Below are 13,877 nucleotides of genomic sequence, written 5' to 3'. Positions count from 1 at the left end.
GTGGCGACACCCCAGGTGAGACGCCAAACGTGGCGTTCGCCGCAATCGCCTTTTCTGTTCCTACGCGAGAATCCGGGGGCACCAGCCATGCAGAGCAACAGCCGCACAATCGTGTCGGTTGTCGGAACGGTGATGATGGTCGTGACGACCGTTCTGCTCGCTACGTGGAGCCCCCCGCAATCGGAAACACAGGTAAATCCGGCGGCGAACCAGGCCACGATCGTCCTGGACCACTAGGTCTCCCGGACCACGTCCCGCGGGCGCTTGTCGTTGCGCAGCCCCGAAAAGCGCGGGTGCCGCAGCTTCCCGTCGCCGGTCCACTCGGTGAACCCGACCTGCGCGACCAGCTCCGGCGCCACCCAGTGCGCGCCGGGCTCGGCCACCGGGTCGACGAACGGCGAGCGCTCGCGGGCCAGTTCGTCCAGCCTGCCGCGCAGGTCCCGCAGTGTCCGCTCGTCGTAGCCGGTGCCGACCTTGCCCGCGTAGCGCAGCCGCGATTCCTGGTAGTAGCCGACCAGCAACGCTCCGAAACCGAACCGGGATCCCTTGGGGTCGGTGTAGCCGCCGATGACGAATTCCTGGTCGGCGACGCACTTGAACTTCAGCCAGTCGCGGCTGCGCCCGCCGTGGTAGGACCGGTCGGCGCGCTTGGCGATCAGGCCCTCCCAGCCGCGGCGGCACGCTTCGCGGAAGAACGCCTCGCCGTCGCCCGCGCGGTGCGCGCTGAACCGCAACGGGTCGGCGAAGTCGAAGCACTCGCGCAGCAGCCGCTTCCGGGAGCGCAGCGACAGCCTCGTCAGGTCGATGCCGCCGAAGGCGATCAGGTCGAACACGTAGTAGTGGACCGCGACGCCGGTGCGGCGGGCCGCCCGCGGATCGGTGAGGTTGAGGCGCTTCTGCAGCCGCGCGAAGCTCGTCCGGTCGCCCTCGAAGGCGACCATCTCGCCGTCCAGCACGAACCGGTCGGCGCCCTGCGCGGTGAGCGCGTCGATGATCTCCGGGTAGGAGGCGTCGACGCGCTTGTGGTTGCGCGACCACAGCACCGGCCGGTCGCCGTCGCATCCGGCGATCACCCGCGCCCCGTCGAGCTTGCGCTCGAAGATCCAGTCCGGATCGGAGAACCGGTGGTGGGTCAGGGTCGCCAGAGTCGGCTCGTGCCAGGTCCCGCCGGGCCAGGACCTCAGCAGGCCGCGTTCGGCATCGTCCAGGAGGCGCAGTGGGTCGTTCATCGTTTGCGGAATACCCGCCGAATTCGTCGGCGCAAACCGGTTCGGCTGAGAGGCAGCTGTGAACGACCTGTGAGTTGGACCCCGCGAGAGTTCCCAATCGGGTTAATGCGCGAAACTGGACGCGCCGTCCTCACCCGCAATACCAGCGGGCCCGACCGCCGAAGGTGAAAAGCACGAGATGTCGAAGAACAAGAATCCCGTGACCGCGAAGAGCGGGCTGTCCACGAACGTCATCCTCACCATCGTGGTGGTAGTCGTCGCCGTCGTGGTGATCGGAGGCGTGCTGCTGTTCAGCCGCGGCGGTTCGGAGGACAACGCGTCCAGCGGTCCCGCGGTGGCGGCCGAGATCCTGCGCAAGCCCGACAGCAACGTGCTGACCTCCGCGCCGGACAACAAGGTCACCGTGGTCGAGTTCCTCGACTACCAGTGCCCGGGCTGCCGCTCGTACTACTCGGGGCTGACCAAGCAGGTCGAGAAGGACTACGCGGGCAAGATCACCTTCATCGCCCGCAACTTCCCGCTCGGCATGCACCCGCTGGCGAGGCCGGCCGCGCAGGCCGCCGAGGCCGCGGGGGTGCAGGGCAAGTACAAGGAGATGTACCACGCCCTCTACGACAACTACGACGCGTGGGCGGTGGCGGCCGACGGCCAGAACATCAGCACCGACGAGGCCAAGGCGCGCGGGCTGTTCGACCAGTACGCCCAGCAGCTCGGCCTCGACCTGAACAAGTTCCACCAGGACATGAACTCGCCGCAGGTCAACGCCAAGATCGACGCCGACGTCGCCGACGGCGAGAAGGCCGGGGTGCAGGGCACGCCGACGATCTTCATCAACGGCAAGGAGTTCGACGCGGGCGACGTCCAGACCTTCCAGCAGCTCAACGACGCCTTCCGCGGCGAGGTCGACAAGGAGCTCGCGAAGTGACCACCGCCCACGCCGTCGCGCCGGCCCCCGCCGAGCGATCGCAGCCTGGCGGCGCGCCGAGCGGCCTGGGCTGGCTGTACGTCGTGGGCGGCCTCACCGGCTTCGTAGGATCGTTCGCGCTGATCCTGGAGAAGCTGCAGAAGCTGGCGAACCCCGGCTACGTGCCGACCTGCAGCATCAACCCGATCATCTCGTGCGGTTCGGTGATGGACAGCGCCCAGGCGGCGGTGCTCGGCTTCCCGAACCCGCTGATCGGGGTGGCGTCGTTCCCGGTGGTGGTCACCGCCGGGGTCGCGGTGCTGGCCGGGTTCCGGCCGCCGCGCTGGTTCTGGCTGGGCATGCAGCTCGGCACCACGCTGGCGCTCGGCTTCATCCACTGGCTGGTGGTGCAGAGCCTCTACGAGATCGGCGCGCTGTGCCCGTACTGCATGGTCGTGTGGGTCGTGACCATCCCGCTGTTCTGGTACACGACGCTGCACAACCTCGAGGCGGGCAACTTCGGCGGCAAATCCATCGGCGCGGCGCTGCGCCGGTTCCACAGCGTGGTGCTCGCGGTGTGGTATCTGGTCATCGTGGTCCTGATCCTGCAGCGGTTCTGGGACTACTGGACCACCCTGGTGTAACCGGCGGGCCGTCCGTTTGTTCGGTCCGGGCCTCGGGTACCAGGTGACTGTGAGTGAGGTGTGCGCCGCACCGACCGAGACGAGGTGGCCCGGGATGAGCGTGGAACGCGAGCTCGCGCACGTCGAGCCGGAGATAGCCGCGGCGAATCTGGTCGAGGTCCGCATCGCGGCCGAGCCCGCCCAGCTGGCGGTCATGCGGGCCGTCGTCGGTGATCTCGCGATGCGCGCCGACTACGACGTCGACACCATCGCCGACCTGCGGTTGGCCGTGGACGAAGCGTGCTCGTCGCTGGTCCGGCTGGCCGCCCCGGCCGCGACCCTCGTCTGCCGGTTCCGCCTCGCCGGCGACCGGCTGTCGGTCACCGCCGAGGTCATCAGCGACGATGCGTTCGGGCCCCGCAAGGACACCTTCAGCTGGCGCGTGCTGAGCGCGTTGGCCGACGTTGTGTCAACCTCGGTCGAGTCGGATCCGGCTGCCAACGGCAGCCACCTGGTGCGGATCGAGTTGACCAAGGGACGGACGGCCCACGTGTGAAACGAGCGGACTCCAAGCCGACGGCACACTCGCGCAACGAGCGCTACGACCGGCTGGCGCCGCTGTTCCGCGAGCTCGCGAAGCTGGACAAGGAGGACCCGCGCCGTAGCGCGCTCCGCGAAACGCTGGTGACCGAGCACCTGCCGGTGGCCGAGCACATCGCCCGCCGCTTCAGTCATCGCGGCGAGTCGCAGGAGGACCTCACCCAGGTAGCCACGCTGGGACTGATCAACGCGGTGGACCGCTTCGACCCGGAGCGCGGCGTGGACTTCCTGTCCTACGCGGTGCCGACGATCATGGGCGAGGTGCGCAGGCACTTCCGGGACACCGGCTGGGCGGTGCGGATGCCGCGCCGGCTGCAGGAGCTGCACCTGTCGGTGTCGGCGGCGATCGCCCGGCTGTCGCAGGAGCTGGGCCGCGCGCCGACGCCGAGCGAGCTGGCGAAGCACCTCGGGATCGGCACCGACGACGTCTACCGCGGCCTGGAGGCGGGCAACGCCTACCGCAGCGCCTCGCTCGACGAGCTGCTGACCGACACCGACGAGATCCCGCTCGGCGACGCCATCGGCTCCGACGACGCCGAACTGGCCGAGGTGGAGAACCGCGAGATGGTCCGGCCGCTCCTGCAGGACCTACCGGACCGGGAGCGCCGCATCCTGGTGATGCGCTTCTTCCGCGGCATGACCCAGACGCAGATCGCCGAGCAGATCGGCATCTCGCAGATGCACGTCTCCCGCCTGCTGGCGCGAACGCTCGGCTTCCTCCGGCAACGCCTGGAGGAAGACCAACCGGCCGAAACCGCCGCCGAGCAGTAGCCGGGCCCGGAAATGGGAAAGCCGCCCGGGACCCGTCGGGGGATTCGGGTCCCGGGCGGCTGCTCAGGGTCGCTTTACAGCGAGATGCCGCGCTCTTTGAGCCAGGGCAGCGGGTTGATCTTGGTGCCGTCCTCGTGGACCTCGAAGTGCAGGTGCGGGCCGGTGGACTGGCCGCGGTTGCCCATCGTGGCGATCTTGTCACCGGCATCGACCTGCTCGCCGACGCTGACGTCGATGGTGTTGATGTGCCCGTAGACGGTGATCGTGCCGTCGTTGTGCTGCACCCGGATCCACTGGCCGAAGCCGCTGGCCGGGCCGGCCTCGATGACCTTGCCCGCGGCCACCGAGCGGATCGGGGTGCCGATGCTGTTGGCGATGTCGATGCCCCGGTGGCTGGTGCCCCAGCGGGCGCCGAAGCCGGAGGTGAAGGTGCCTTCGGCCGGCTTGACGAAGCTGCGCGCCTTCCGCTGCCGCTCCTCCTCGGCTCGCTTGGCCTCGGCGGCGACCCGCTCGGCCTCCGCGCGGGCGGCCTCGCGCTCCTGCTCGATCGCCTCGCTCTTGTCGATCTTCTCGCCCTCCTCGGCCGAGTCGATCGGGGACTCGGCGGCGAGCAGCCGGACCGCGGCGGGGCTCTCGGTGGTCCCGGTGACCGCGAGGCTCAGGTTCTTCGAACCGACGAGCCGCTGCACGGGTTGGTCGACCTCGGAATCGGCGTTGGCGGCCAGCGGCTGCCCCACCGCGGCGAAGGCACCGCCGGCGACGACGGCCGCGACGACCTTGTTGCGAACCGGGAGGGCGGCCTTCGGGGGATGGCCGTCCTCCTTGCGGTGCTTGCCCATCTTCACCTTCCGTCTCGGGGGGATCCGGTCGCTGCCCCGCCGGGGGATTGCGGGGTGGCCGCCTCTTCGGGGGATGAGGCATGCCCTGTGACCGAACCGTGACGTACGAGCCGCGAACGTAGCTGAGGGTTATCAAGAGGCGCAACCGTTGACCCTTTTGGCGGTAAATACCGGCACTAACCCCACCCGATCAGTAACTCTGAGTGGTTCATGAAGATGACCATCCGATAACGGCCGACCCGGAGATCACCAGTTCGGCCGAGTCCGCCGGGCGCTCCACTCGAAACGATCAAGACGCCGATCGTTTCCGCTGGTCCAGAATGAAACGATCATGCCCGGCTGACCGCAACACCACCCCGGCACCCGCCCCACCGAGTCCACAAAGGACACCGTGCCGCGCCGGCACCTGAACTGCCGCGATCACCCGATCGACAAGATCAATCGGCCCCGAAAGTGGCCTTCGGCACACGAAGCGCGAAACCGCGCCGCAACCTTCCCGCAGTTTGAGAGCAGTGCCGCTCGATCGCGGGATCTGTTTCACTGTCCCGCATGACGCCCGGTGATCAGTGGCGGCTGCTCGTGCAGCGCCTCCACGTCGACCTGCTCCGCGTCACCTCCGCAGGGTGTCGGTGCGCGCGGTAGACCCGCCCGCCGCCTCATCGCCCCACCCCGAACCGGATCTCACCCGGCTGCGCAGCGCCGCATCGCGGCCCGTCGCGCGCCCACCCCGGTACTCACGCACGCACCTACGGAGACATCGTGCAAGCATTCCTGATCTTCGCCATCGGCGGTTTCGTCGCGCAGCTGGTCGACGGCTCACTCGGCATGGCCTACGGGGTGACGTCCACGACGATCTTGCTCACCGCCGGCCTGACGCCGGCCCTGGCGTCGGCATCGGTGCACCTCGCCGAGCTCGGCACCTCGGTCGCCTCCGGCCTGGCGCACTGGAAGTTCGGCAACGTGGACTGGAAGGTGGTGCTCACCCTCGGCGTGCCGGGAGCCATCGGCGCGTTCCTCGGCGCCACCGCGCTGAGCAACCTCTCCACCGAAGCCGCCGAGCCGTGGATGTCCACGATCCTGCTCGCGCTCGGCCTCTACGTGCTGCTGCGGTTCGCGATCCGCCCGCTGCGGCGCCGCCAGCTCACCGGCGTCAGCCCGAAGCTGCTGGCCCCGCTCGGCCTGGTGGCCGGGTTCGTGGACGCCACCGGTGGCGGCGGCTGGGGCCCGGTGGCGACGCCGACGCTGCTGAGCACCGGCAAGGTCGAGCCGCGCAAGGTGATCGGTTCCGTCGACACCAGCGAGTTCCTCATCGCCGCCGCGGCGAGCCTGGGCTTCCTGACCTCGCTGTCGCACCAGGAGCTGTCCTGGACCACGGTCGGCGCGCTGCTGCTGGGCGGCGTGCTCGCCGCGCCGCTGGCGGCCTACCTGGTGCGCATCGTGCCGATGCGGCTGATCGGGGTCGGCGCCGGCGGGCTGATCGTGCTGACCAACGCCCGGACGCTGATCAAGAACTTCGAGCTGCCCGCCCCGTCGCCGACCATCATCTACGCGGTGATCGTCGTGGCCTGGGTCGCGGCGCTGGCGTACACGGTCCGCGTGATCCGGGCGGAGCGGCGGTCGACGATCGAGGTTGACGAGCAGGCGGCCGAGCCGGTCGGGCACTGACCCGATCCACCTTCGGACGGTGAAGGTTTACCCACGTGCCGTATCGCCGAGATCAACCGAACGAGTTACTGTTCGGTAGACCGTGTGGAAGCCCCCCGACACACGGTAGGCGCCCCGGGTGCGAAGTCACGCTCCGCGCCCGGGGCACCGCTCCCCGTTACCGGCCGCGATCGACGGCGGCGACCGCGGCGTTAGTGCCCAAGTCTGCCCGGCCCCGTTGGTATATTCCAGCCGCCACGCGGCGCAGTCGTGGGCGCAGTTGCAGCACCCTTCGTTCAGCGATCCGCACGCAGCGGATTCGCGGCGTGGCGCCAGTTGACGGTCGGCCGCATGGCGGCGACGTCGACCCGCTCCTTGTGCTTGTCCGCCACCCGGAACAGCGACTCGATGAGCGTGTTCGACAGCAGGTGCGGCTCCAGCCCCAGCTCGACCAGGCCGGTGTGCCGGACGTTGTAGTGGTGCTCGCCCTGCTCGACCCGCGGGTTGTCCAGGTACTCGATCTCGACCGGCCCCTCGTAGCCGTTGGCCACGATCTTGGCGATCTCCCCCACCGAGTACTTCTCGGTCATCTGGTTGAACACCCGGAACTCACCGCGGTCGGCCGGGTTCTCCGCGGCCAGCCGGATGCATTCGACGGTGTCGCGGATGTCGATCAGGCCGCGGGTCTGGCCGCCGGTGCCGTACACCGTCAGCGGGTGGCCGAGCACGGCCTGGATGACGAACCGGTTGAGCACCGTGCCGAAGATCGCGTCGTAGTCGAACCTGGTCGCCAGCCGGGCGTCGCGCGCGGTCTGCGGCGTCTCCTGGCCGTAGACGACACCCTGGTTGAGATCGGTGGCGCGCAGGCCCCAGACCCGGCACGCGAACTCGATGTTGTGGCTGTCGTGCACCTTGCTCAGGTGGTAGAACGAGCCGGGCTTCTTCGGGTACAGCATCCGGTCGGTCCGCCCGTTGTGGGTGACCTCCAGCCAGCCTTCCTCGATGTCGATGTTCGGCGTGCCGTACTCGCCCATCGTGCCCAGCTTGACCAGGTGGATGTCCGGGTCGACCTGCTGGATCGCGAACAGCACGTTGAGGTTGCCGATCACGTTGTTCTGCTGGGTGTAGACCGCGTGCCTGCGGTCGATCATCGAGTACGGCGCGGCCCGCTGTTCGGCGAAGTGCACGACGGCGTCCGGCCGGAAGTCCGCGATCATCGCCTCGGTGAACTCGCCGTCGACCAGGTCCCCGTAGTAGGACTTGATCGACTTCCCGGAGACCTCGCGCCAGGCATCGAGGCGGACCTGCATGGGCTCGATCGGCACGAGGCTGTCCACGCCCAGCTCGTGGTCGTAGCCCCGGCGGGCGTAGTTGTCCGCGACCGCGACCTCGTGACCGCGGTCGGACAAGTGCAGAGCGGTCGGCCAACCGAGGTAGCCGTCCCCTCCGAGGACGAGGATTCGCACGCCTTAACTCCTCCAGTTCACCCGTTGGATACAAACACCGGGCATGGTCTCATCTCGTGACCATTCCATGACCGACTCCCCTTTTCCTTGCCCCGCACTGAGAATCCGCTGCGACCGGACTCGGTATGGTGCGACCTGGCCGAATCGCACCGGAACGGAGACCGCATGGCGCAGCAGACCAGCACCAGGAGCCGGTACTGGCGGCTGCTCAGCCGCTTCGCGGCCGCGTCGGTGGTGGCCACCGGGATCAGCCAACTGGTCTTCCTGCTGTCCTACTCGCTCGGCGCCACGCCGGTGGTGTCGACCGTGCTGGCCTGGCTGTCCGGCGCGATCCCGAACTTCGTGCTCAACCGGCGGACCTGGGGCGGCGGCGGGCGGGCCGCGCTGCGCGGCGAGATCCTGCGCTACGGCGCGATCTCGGTGGGCACGGCGCTGCTGGCCGCGCTCGCCACGCACAACGCCGAGTCGCTGGCGACCGTGCTGTTCCCGGACGCTCGGGCCGGGCAGGTCGCCGTCGTGTGGGGCGCGTTCGTCGCGACCTACGCGGTGATGTTCGTGGTCAAGTTCTTCCTGATCGACCGGTTGGTGTTCCGGCGTTCCCGCCACCAGGTGCCGAGCACGACCCGCGCGTAGCGGTAGCCGTAGCGGAAGCTGCCGCCCTTCTTGCTCACTCCGGCCGTGCGCGGCAACATCCGCATCGGCTGCTCCAGCACCCGGTAGCCGCGGCTCAGCACGCCGACGAGCAGCTCGGACGACTGGTACTGCGGCTGCTCCAGGGTCACCGAGTTGGGCACCTCGGCCCGCATGCCGCGGAACCCGAACGACGTGTCCGTGATGTGCTGCCCGGTCAGCGCGGTGACCAGCCAGGCGAACACGTAGGTGCCGACGCGGCGGACCAGCGCCGGCCGCTCGTTGCTGCCCAGCCGGCGGGATCCCGTGACGAAGTCGGCGCGGTCGTCGATCAGCGGGCGCAGCAGCTTGGGCAGCTCCGCGATGTCGTACTGGCCGTCGGCGTCGGTGGTGACGATGTAGCGCGCCCCGCGCTCGGCCGCCAGGTGGTAGCCGAGCCGCAGCGCGGCGCCCTGCCCGCGGTTGGTGGGGACGACGCAGGTCTGCGCGCCGTGCTTCAGCGCGATCTTGGCGGTGTCGTCGGTCGCGCCGTCGACCACCACCAGCTTGTCCACGTCCAGGTCGCAGCTGTAGGCCGGGATCCCGTCGAGCACCTCGCCGAGGGACTCCTCCTCGTTGTAGGCGGCGATCAGCACGACCACCGGCGCTAACGGCTGGTCGCCGTAGCGCGCGGCGTAGTCCTCCAGCGCCGCCCGGTCCACCTCGCTCGGGAAGGTCGTGGGCATTGGTCAACTCTCCTTCGGGGGTTCGGGGCGCGCGATCAGGGCGGTCACGCCGAGCGCACCCGCGAGCGGGATCAGGATCAAGCCGGGCAACTGGTAGCGCCAGGAGAACTCCATCGCCGCGGCGGTGCCCAGCACGGTGATCGCCAATCCGGCGGGCAGCAGGCACACCGCCCGCAGCCCGGAGCCGCGGGCCCGGCCGACGCCGAGCACCGCGAGCGCCGCGACCACCAGCGCGCCGCCCAGCACGATGCCCGGCGTGTAACCGCCGCCGAGCTGGTAGGCGCGCAGGAATCCGGCCAGCGCCGGGTCGACCGAGTACGTGCCGTCGCCGTAGAGCTCCGTCCACTCCGCGACGTACCAGTCGGGGGCGTACATCGGGTAGACCGGCTGGAACTGCCAGCGGTCCAGCGGCACGTCACCGGGGGTCTGGGTGCGGGTCGGGGCGAATCCCTTGAGGAAGTCGCCGGCCATCCCGCCGAGCACGTCCAGCGGCTGGTGCAGCAGGACCTTGCGGGTGAGCGAGCCCTGCGCGGCGGCGACGTCCATGTCCGCAGGCAGGAACTTCTCGACGTTCTCCGGGACGTTCCAGAAGTGGATGTAGAAGTCGATCCCGTTGGCGGCGCGGCGTTCCAGCGGCTCGTTCGGGCAGACGAGCTTCTCCTCGACCGTCAGGTCCAGGTCCTCGCACTCGGCGACCGCCGCGGCACGGCCGTACAGCGCACCGCCCCCGGAGCCGCCGAGGCCCAGCGAACCCGTCCACGTCAGGTGGTACAGCGAGTAGCCGAACACGCCGGCCGCGAACCCGCCGACGAGCGCGCCAGCCGCGATCAGCCGCCGCGGCCAGCCCTCCCGCGGCCGCCGACCGGTGGCCAGCAGCACGAACACCGCGGCGGGAACCACCAGCGTCACGCCCACGACGCGCACCATCACCGCCGCGGCGAGCACGATCCCGGCCAGCGCTGCGAGCCTCGGTCCGGGCGCGCCCCACCAGGTCAGCACGTAGATCGCGACCAGCAGCAGCACCTGGAACAGCAGATCGGACATGATGTTCTGCTCGATCTGCAGCTGGTAGGCGTCCAGCAGCACGGGCGCGGCGGCCAGCGCCGCGAGCCACGTCCGGGCCCCGAAACGCCGCAGCAGCGCGTAGATCCCGAGGCCGAGCCCGAGGCCGAGCAGGTGCTGCACCACGACCACGCAGGTCAGGCCGCCGATCGCCAGCAGCGGCCAGAGGAACAGCTCGTAACCGATCGGGTTGATGCCGCCCGGGAAGAACGCCCCGACGTCGTCGAGGTAGCGGAACGAGTCGATGTAGAGCAGCGCGGGCCGGTAGGCCAGCTGCACGACGATGCGCAGGGTCAGCCCGGCGAGCAGGAACAGCGCCAGCAACCAGTGCCGGCGGAGGGCGCGCGCGAGCGCCGCGCTCATCGCGCCCCGCGGAAGTCCGCCCAGACCGTGCGCAGACCCTCGGTGAGCTCGACGCTCGGGCGGTAGCCGAGCTCCCGCTGCGCCTTGGACACGTCCACGATCACCGCGGGCATCTCGCCGTTCTTGGCCGGCACGTGGGTGACCGGCACGTCCTCGCCGGTGGCCGTGCGGACCGCGTCGATGAGCTCCAGCACCGAGATCGAGCGACCCGAGCCGATCACCACGGTGCCGGTGTACTGCTTGTCCCACGCGGCGAGCACGCCCTGCACGACGTCGTCGACGTGCACGAAGTCCCGCGACTGCGAGCCGTCGCCGTACACCTCGACGCCATTGCCGGCGGCGGCCGCGCGCATCAGCCGTGGGATGAAGCTGTCCTTGTGCCCCATGCCCGGCCCGTAGATGTTGGTGAAGCGCAGCGCGCAGGTGGCCAGCCCGTACGCCCCGGCGTAGCCGGAGAGGAGCATCTCGCACGCCGCCTTGGTGGCGCCGTAGGGCGTGAGCGGGCGCAGCGGCAGCGCCTCGGAGATGGTGCCGTGGCCGATGTCGCCGACCACCGCGTTGGTGGAGGCGAGCAGGAACCGCCCGATGCCGCGAATCCGCGCCAGTTCCAGGAGTTCCTGGGTGACCGCGACGTTGCTGGCGTAGGTCTCGGCGGGCTGGTCCACCGAGCGGAGCACCGAGGTGATCGCGGCCAGGTGGACGATCCCCGCCGTGCCGGCCGGGACCGCCGCCTCCCGCACCGCCGGATCCCGCAGATCGCCGTCGACGTGGGTCAGCAGCTCGCTGCGCAACTCGGCGGGTGGGTCCTGCAGGCCGACGGTGGTGACCGGCGTGCCGCGCTCCAGGAAGGCACGAACCACGGCTCTACCGACGAAACCGGTGCCACCGGTCACGACGACGCGATCGGCCTGGGCAGTGTCTGCTTCGGGAGTAGTGGCGCTGCTTGGCACGCGCCCGACTCTAACCGCCGCCGAATTCGCCCCGGTTCACACCCTTCCCACTACTGGGCCAGGAATTCCCGGAGCCCGTTCAGCCCGGTCCGGTAGACGCCGTGCGCGAAGGTCTTGTCCATCTGCTCCTCGTCGGCGGCGTCGGCGTCCCAGTGCGAATACCACTCGACGAAGCTGTGCCCGGTGTCGGTGATCGGCGCGACCCGGATCGTGGAGCGGTAGCTGCGCACCGGGAACGGGCTTTCCACGAAGTCGTAGGTGTAGCTGCGCTCGACGTCGTCCAGCGACACCAGCCGTTCCCGGACCACGCCGCCGTCGGGGAGCGTCAGGTGCCGGACGCAACCCACCGCGTCGGCGACGCCGCCGCCCTCGATCTCGCTGCGTTCGATCGCGGGGTGCCACTGCGGCAAGCCGTCGAAGTCGCGCACCACCTGCCACACCTGCTCGGCAGACGCCTCGACCACCGCGCTCGTGTAGGACTTCGCCACCAGATCCTCCCAGTCCTTGTTTGTAAGCGGCGCAGCCGCTTAGCCTGGATGCACCGAGGAATTGTTCTTGGATAGCAACGTTTAATGAGTGAAGGTGCCTCCTGACCTGCGATGATCAGAGTTGCTGAAGCACTGATGTCGCATGGATCGGGAGGCACTTTCGGTGAGATTGTCGCACAGGTGGTCGCGGGCGGCGGCCCGGTTCGATGATGAGAATCTCGTGTCGTGCTCGGGGCTGGTGCCGGTGATGGCGCTGGCCGAGCAGGCCGGGTTATCGGACCTGGTCAGCGACGCGGTGAAGATCACGGACCCGCCGATCGCGTCGACCGGAGTAAATCCTGCGGGCAAGATCGCCTCGGTTATCGCGGGGATGGCCGCGGGCGCGGACAGCATCGACGATCTTGACGTGATCCGCCACGGCGGGATGAAGCGCCTGTTCGACGGGGTGTATGCGCCGTCGACGCTGGGATCGTTCCTGCGGGCGTTCACCCACGGTCACGCCCTGCAGTTGGCCTCGGCGGCACGCCGTTTGCTGGTCAGTCTCGCCGAGCGGACACCGATACTGGATGGCGCGGACGCGCTGACCTTTGTGGACATTGATTCGCTGCTGCGTCGGGTGTATGGCAAGAAGAAACAGGGTGCGCGGTTCGGGCACACCAAGGTCGGTGGCTACCCGGTGCGACTGCGTGGACTGTCGCCGCTGGTGGCCACGCTGTCCACGCCGATCGCCGCGCCGGTGATCGCCGGGATGCGGCTCCGGTCCGGGTCGGCGGGCTCGGGCCGGGGCGCGGCCAGCCTGCTGACCCAAGCGTTGACCACCGCGAAGGCGGCCGGGGCCACGGGGAGGCTGTGGGTGCGGGCGGATTCGGCCTACTACGCCGGTGCGGTGGTCACCGCCGCGTGCACCGCCGGGGCCTGGTTCTCCATCACCGTGGTCAACAACGCGGCGATCCGGGCCGCGATCGCCACCATCGACGCCGACGCCTGGACCCCAGTTGAGTATCCCGATGCCGTCCAGGATCCCGACACCGGTGAATGGATCTCCGATGCCGAGGTCGCCGAAACCACCTACACCGCCTTCGCCGGCACCCAACACGAGATCACCGCCCGACTGATCGTCCGGCGCGTGAAGGACAAAAACCATGCTGACGCACTGTTTCCGGTCTGGCGGCACCACGCGTTCCTCACCAACACCACACTATCCACAGTGGACGCCGATGTGACACACCGGCAGCACGCGATCATCGAAACCACTTTCGCCGACCTCATCGACGGCCCCCTGGCCCACCTGCCATCCGGGTGTTTCAACGCCAACGCCGCCTGGGCCATCTGTGCTGCGATCACCCACAACCTGCTCCGTGCCGCAGGCTGTCTGACCAGCCGGTTCCACGCCAAAGCCCGAGGGTCCACCCTCCGCCGGCACCTGATCACAGTTCCCGCCCGGCTGGCCCGCCCTCAAGGCAAACCCGTCCTACACCTGCCCGCCCACTGGCCCTGGGCCCAGCACTTCACCACCCTGCACGCCGCCGCCTCATCACCACCAACAGCAGCCTGACCAGCACCAACACCGCCCACACGGGCCC

14 protein-coding genes are annotated in these 13,877 nt (G+C 69.4%); 7 read left to right on the top strand and 7 right to left on the bottom strand.

Going from position 1 to position 13,877, the window contains the following annotated elements; all coding sequences use genetic code 11:
• Positions 1 to 233: 233 nt before the first annotated feature.
• Positions 234 to 1,229 carry a non-homologous end-joining DNA ligase gene (gene ligD / locus E1288_RS32475; protein ID WP_132492083.1) on the bottom strand — a complete coding sequence of 332 codons (996 nt, stop codon included), beginning with the start codon at positions 1,227 to 1,229 and terminating at the stop codon, positions 234 to 236.
• A 178-nt stretch (positions 1,230 to 1,407) separates the two neighbouring features.
• Here ligD and E1288_RS32470 point away from each other — a divergent pair, with 178 nt between their 5' ends.
• The 4 genes from E1288_RS32470 (at position 1,408) to E1288_RS32455 (ending at position 4,127) form a co-directional block, all read left to right on the top strand.
• On the top strand, positions 1,408 to 2,154 hold the full coding sequence (locus tag E1288_RS32470) for a DsbA family protein (RefSeq protein ID WP_132492081.1): 747 nt from the start codon (positions 1,408 to 1,410) through the stop codon (positions 2,152 to 2,154).
• Complete coding sequence (locus E1288_RS32465) at positions 2,151 to 2,777, top strand: vitamin K epoxide reductase family protein (protein WP_132492079.1); 627 nt, start codon at positions 2,151 to 2,153, stop codon at positions 2,775 to 2,777. Before E1288_RS32470 ends, E1288_RS32465 begins: the two co-directional genes overlap by 4 nt.
• A 94-nt stretch (positions 2,778 to 2,871) precedes the next feature.
• A complete protein-coding gene (locus E1288_RS32460) occupies positions 2,872 to 3,312 on the top strand; it encodes an ATP-binding protein (protein ID WP_132492077.1) in 441 nt (146 codons plus the stop codon).
• Positions 3,309 to 4,127, top strand: coding sequence for a SigB/SigF/SigG family RNA polymerase sigma factor (locus tag E1288_RS32455; RefSeq protein ID WP_132492075.1), 819 nt, complete (start codon positions 3,309 to 3,311; stop codon positions 4,125 to 4,127). Before E1288_RS32460 ends, E1288_RS32455 begins: the two co-directional genes overlap by 4 nt.
• A gap of 74 nt (positions 4,128 to 4,201) precedes the next feature.
• On the opposite strand, the gene E1288_RS32450 is transcribed toward E1288_RS32455, so the two are convergent.
• A complete protein-coding gene (locus E1288_RS32450) occupies positions 4,202 to 4,966 on the bottom strand; it encodes a M23 family metallopeptidase (RefSeq protein WP_132492073.1) in 765 nt (254 codons plus the stop codon).
• A 759-nt stretch (positions 4,967 to 5,725) separates the two neighbouring features.
• On the opposite strand from E1288_RS32450, the gene E1288_RS32445 reads away from it, so the two are divergent.
• Entirely contained in the window at positions 5,726 to 6,631 is a 906-nt protein-coding gene (locus E1288_RS32445; protein ID WP_132492071.1) for a sulfite exporter TauE/SafE family protein, read from the top strand.
• A gap of 275 nt (positions 6,632 to 6,906) precedes the next feature.
• Here the strand turns inward: E1288_RS32445 and E1288_RS32440 are convergent, their stop codons facing one another.
• Entirely contained in the window at positions 6,907 to 8,076 is a 1,170-nt protein-coding gene (locus E1288_RS32440) for an NAD-dependent epimerase/dehydratase family protein (RefSeq protein ID WP_132492069.1), read from the bottom strand.
• Between the two features lie 165 nt (positions 8,077 to 8,241).
• Here E1288_RS32440 and E1288_RS32435 point away from each other — a divergent pair, with 165 nt between their 5' ends.
• Entirely contained in the window at positions 8,242 to 8,709 is a 468-nt protein-coding gene (locus E1288_RS32435; protein ID WP_132492067.1) for a GtrA family protein, read from the top strand.
• Here E1288_RS32435 and E1288_RS50165 read toward each other — a convergent pair.
• From E1288_RS50165 to E1288_RS32420, 4 genes are read right to left on the bottom strand one after another with little or no spacing between them, the layout of a single operon-like run.
• Entirely contained in the window at positions 8,616 to 9,431 is an 816-nt protein-coding gene (locus E1288_RS50165) for a glycosyltransferase family 2 protein (RefSeq protein WP_328592516.1), read from the bottom strand. The genes E1288_RS32435 and E1288_RS50165 overlap by 94 nt on opposite strands.
• Positions 9,432 to 9,434: 3 nt before the next feature.
• Positions 9,435 to 10,856, bottom strand: a complete 1,422-nt coding sequence (locus E1288_RS50160; RefSeq protein WP_328592515.1) for a phospholipid carrier-dependent glycosyltransferase — start codon at positions 10,854 to 10,856, stop codon at positions 9,435 to 9,437.
• On the bottom strand, positions 10,853 to 11,806 hold the full coding sequence (locus E1288_RS32425) for an NAD-dependent epimerase/dehydratase family protein (RefSeq protein ID WP_165968379.1): 954 nt from the start codon (positions 11,804 to 11,806) through the stop codon (positions 10,853 to 10,855). Before E1288_RS32425 ends, E1288_RS50160 begins: the two co-directional genes overlap by 4 nt.
• Before the next feature lie 50 nt (positions 11,807 to 11,856).
• Positions 11,857 to 12,294, bottom strand: a complete 438-nt coding sequence (locus E1288_RS32420) for an SRPBCC family protein (RefSeq protein WP_132492065.1) — start codon at positions 12,292 to 12,294, stop codon at positions 11,857 to 11,859.
• A 163-nt stretch (positions 12,295 to 12,457) separates the two neighbouring features.
• Here E1288_RS32420 and E1288_RS32415 point away from each other — a divergent pair, with 163 nt between their 5' ends.
• The gene (locus E1288_RS32415) at positions 12,458 to 13,849 is read left to right on the top strand and encodes an IS1380 family transposase (RefSeq protein ID WP_132492063.1); all 1,392 of its coding nucleotides are present in this window, start codon (positions 12,458 to 12,460) and stop codon (positions 13,847 to 13,849) included.
• Positions 13,850 to 13,877 lie beyond the last annotated feature (28 nt).

Source organism: Saccharopolyspora elongata (assembly GCF_004348985.1).
Lineage (GTDB): Bacteria > Actinomycetota > Actinomycetes > Mycobacteriales > Pseudonocardiaceae > Saccharopolyspora > Saccharopolyspora elongata.
The sequence above is the reverse complement of the archived record's forward strand: the minus strand, read 5'-3'. Positions and strand labels throughout refer to the sequence as shown.

Coding starts and splice junctions, on each gene's coding strand:
- ligD (WP_132492083.1), bottom strand. CDS start 1,229: ATGAACGACCCACTGCGCCTCCTGGACGATGCCGAACGCGGCCTGCTG.
- E1288_RS32470 (WP_132492081.1), top strand. CDS start 1,408: ATGTCGAAGAACAAGAATCCCGTGACCGCGAAGAGCGGGCTGTCCACG.
- E1288_RS32460 (WP_132492077.1), top strand. CDS start 2,872: ATGAGCGTGGAACGCGAGCTCGCGCACGTCGAGCCGGAGATAGCCGCG.
- E1288_RS32450 (WP_132492073.1), bottom strand. CDS start 4,966: ATGGGCAAGCACCGCAAGGAGGACGGCCATCCCCCGAAGGCCGCCCTC.
- E1288_RS32435 (WP_132492067.1), top strand. CDS start 8,242: ATGGCGCAGCAGACCAGCACCAGGAGCCGGTACTGGCGGCTGCTCAGC.
- E1288_RS50165 (WP_328592516.1), bottom strand. CDS start 9,431: ATGCCCACGACCTTCCCGAGCGAGGTGGACCGGGCGGCGCTGGAGGAC.
- E1288_RS50160 (WP_328592515.1), bottom strand. CDS start 10,856: ATGAGCGCGGCGCTCGCGCGCGCCCTCCGCCGGCACTGGTTGCTGGCG.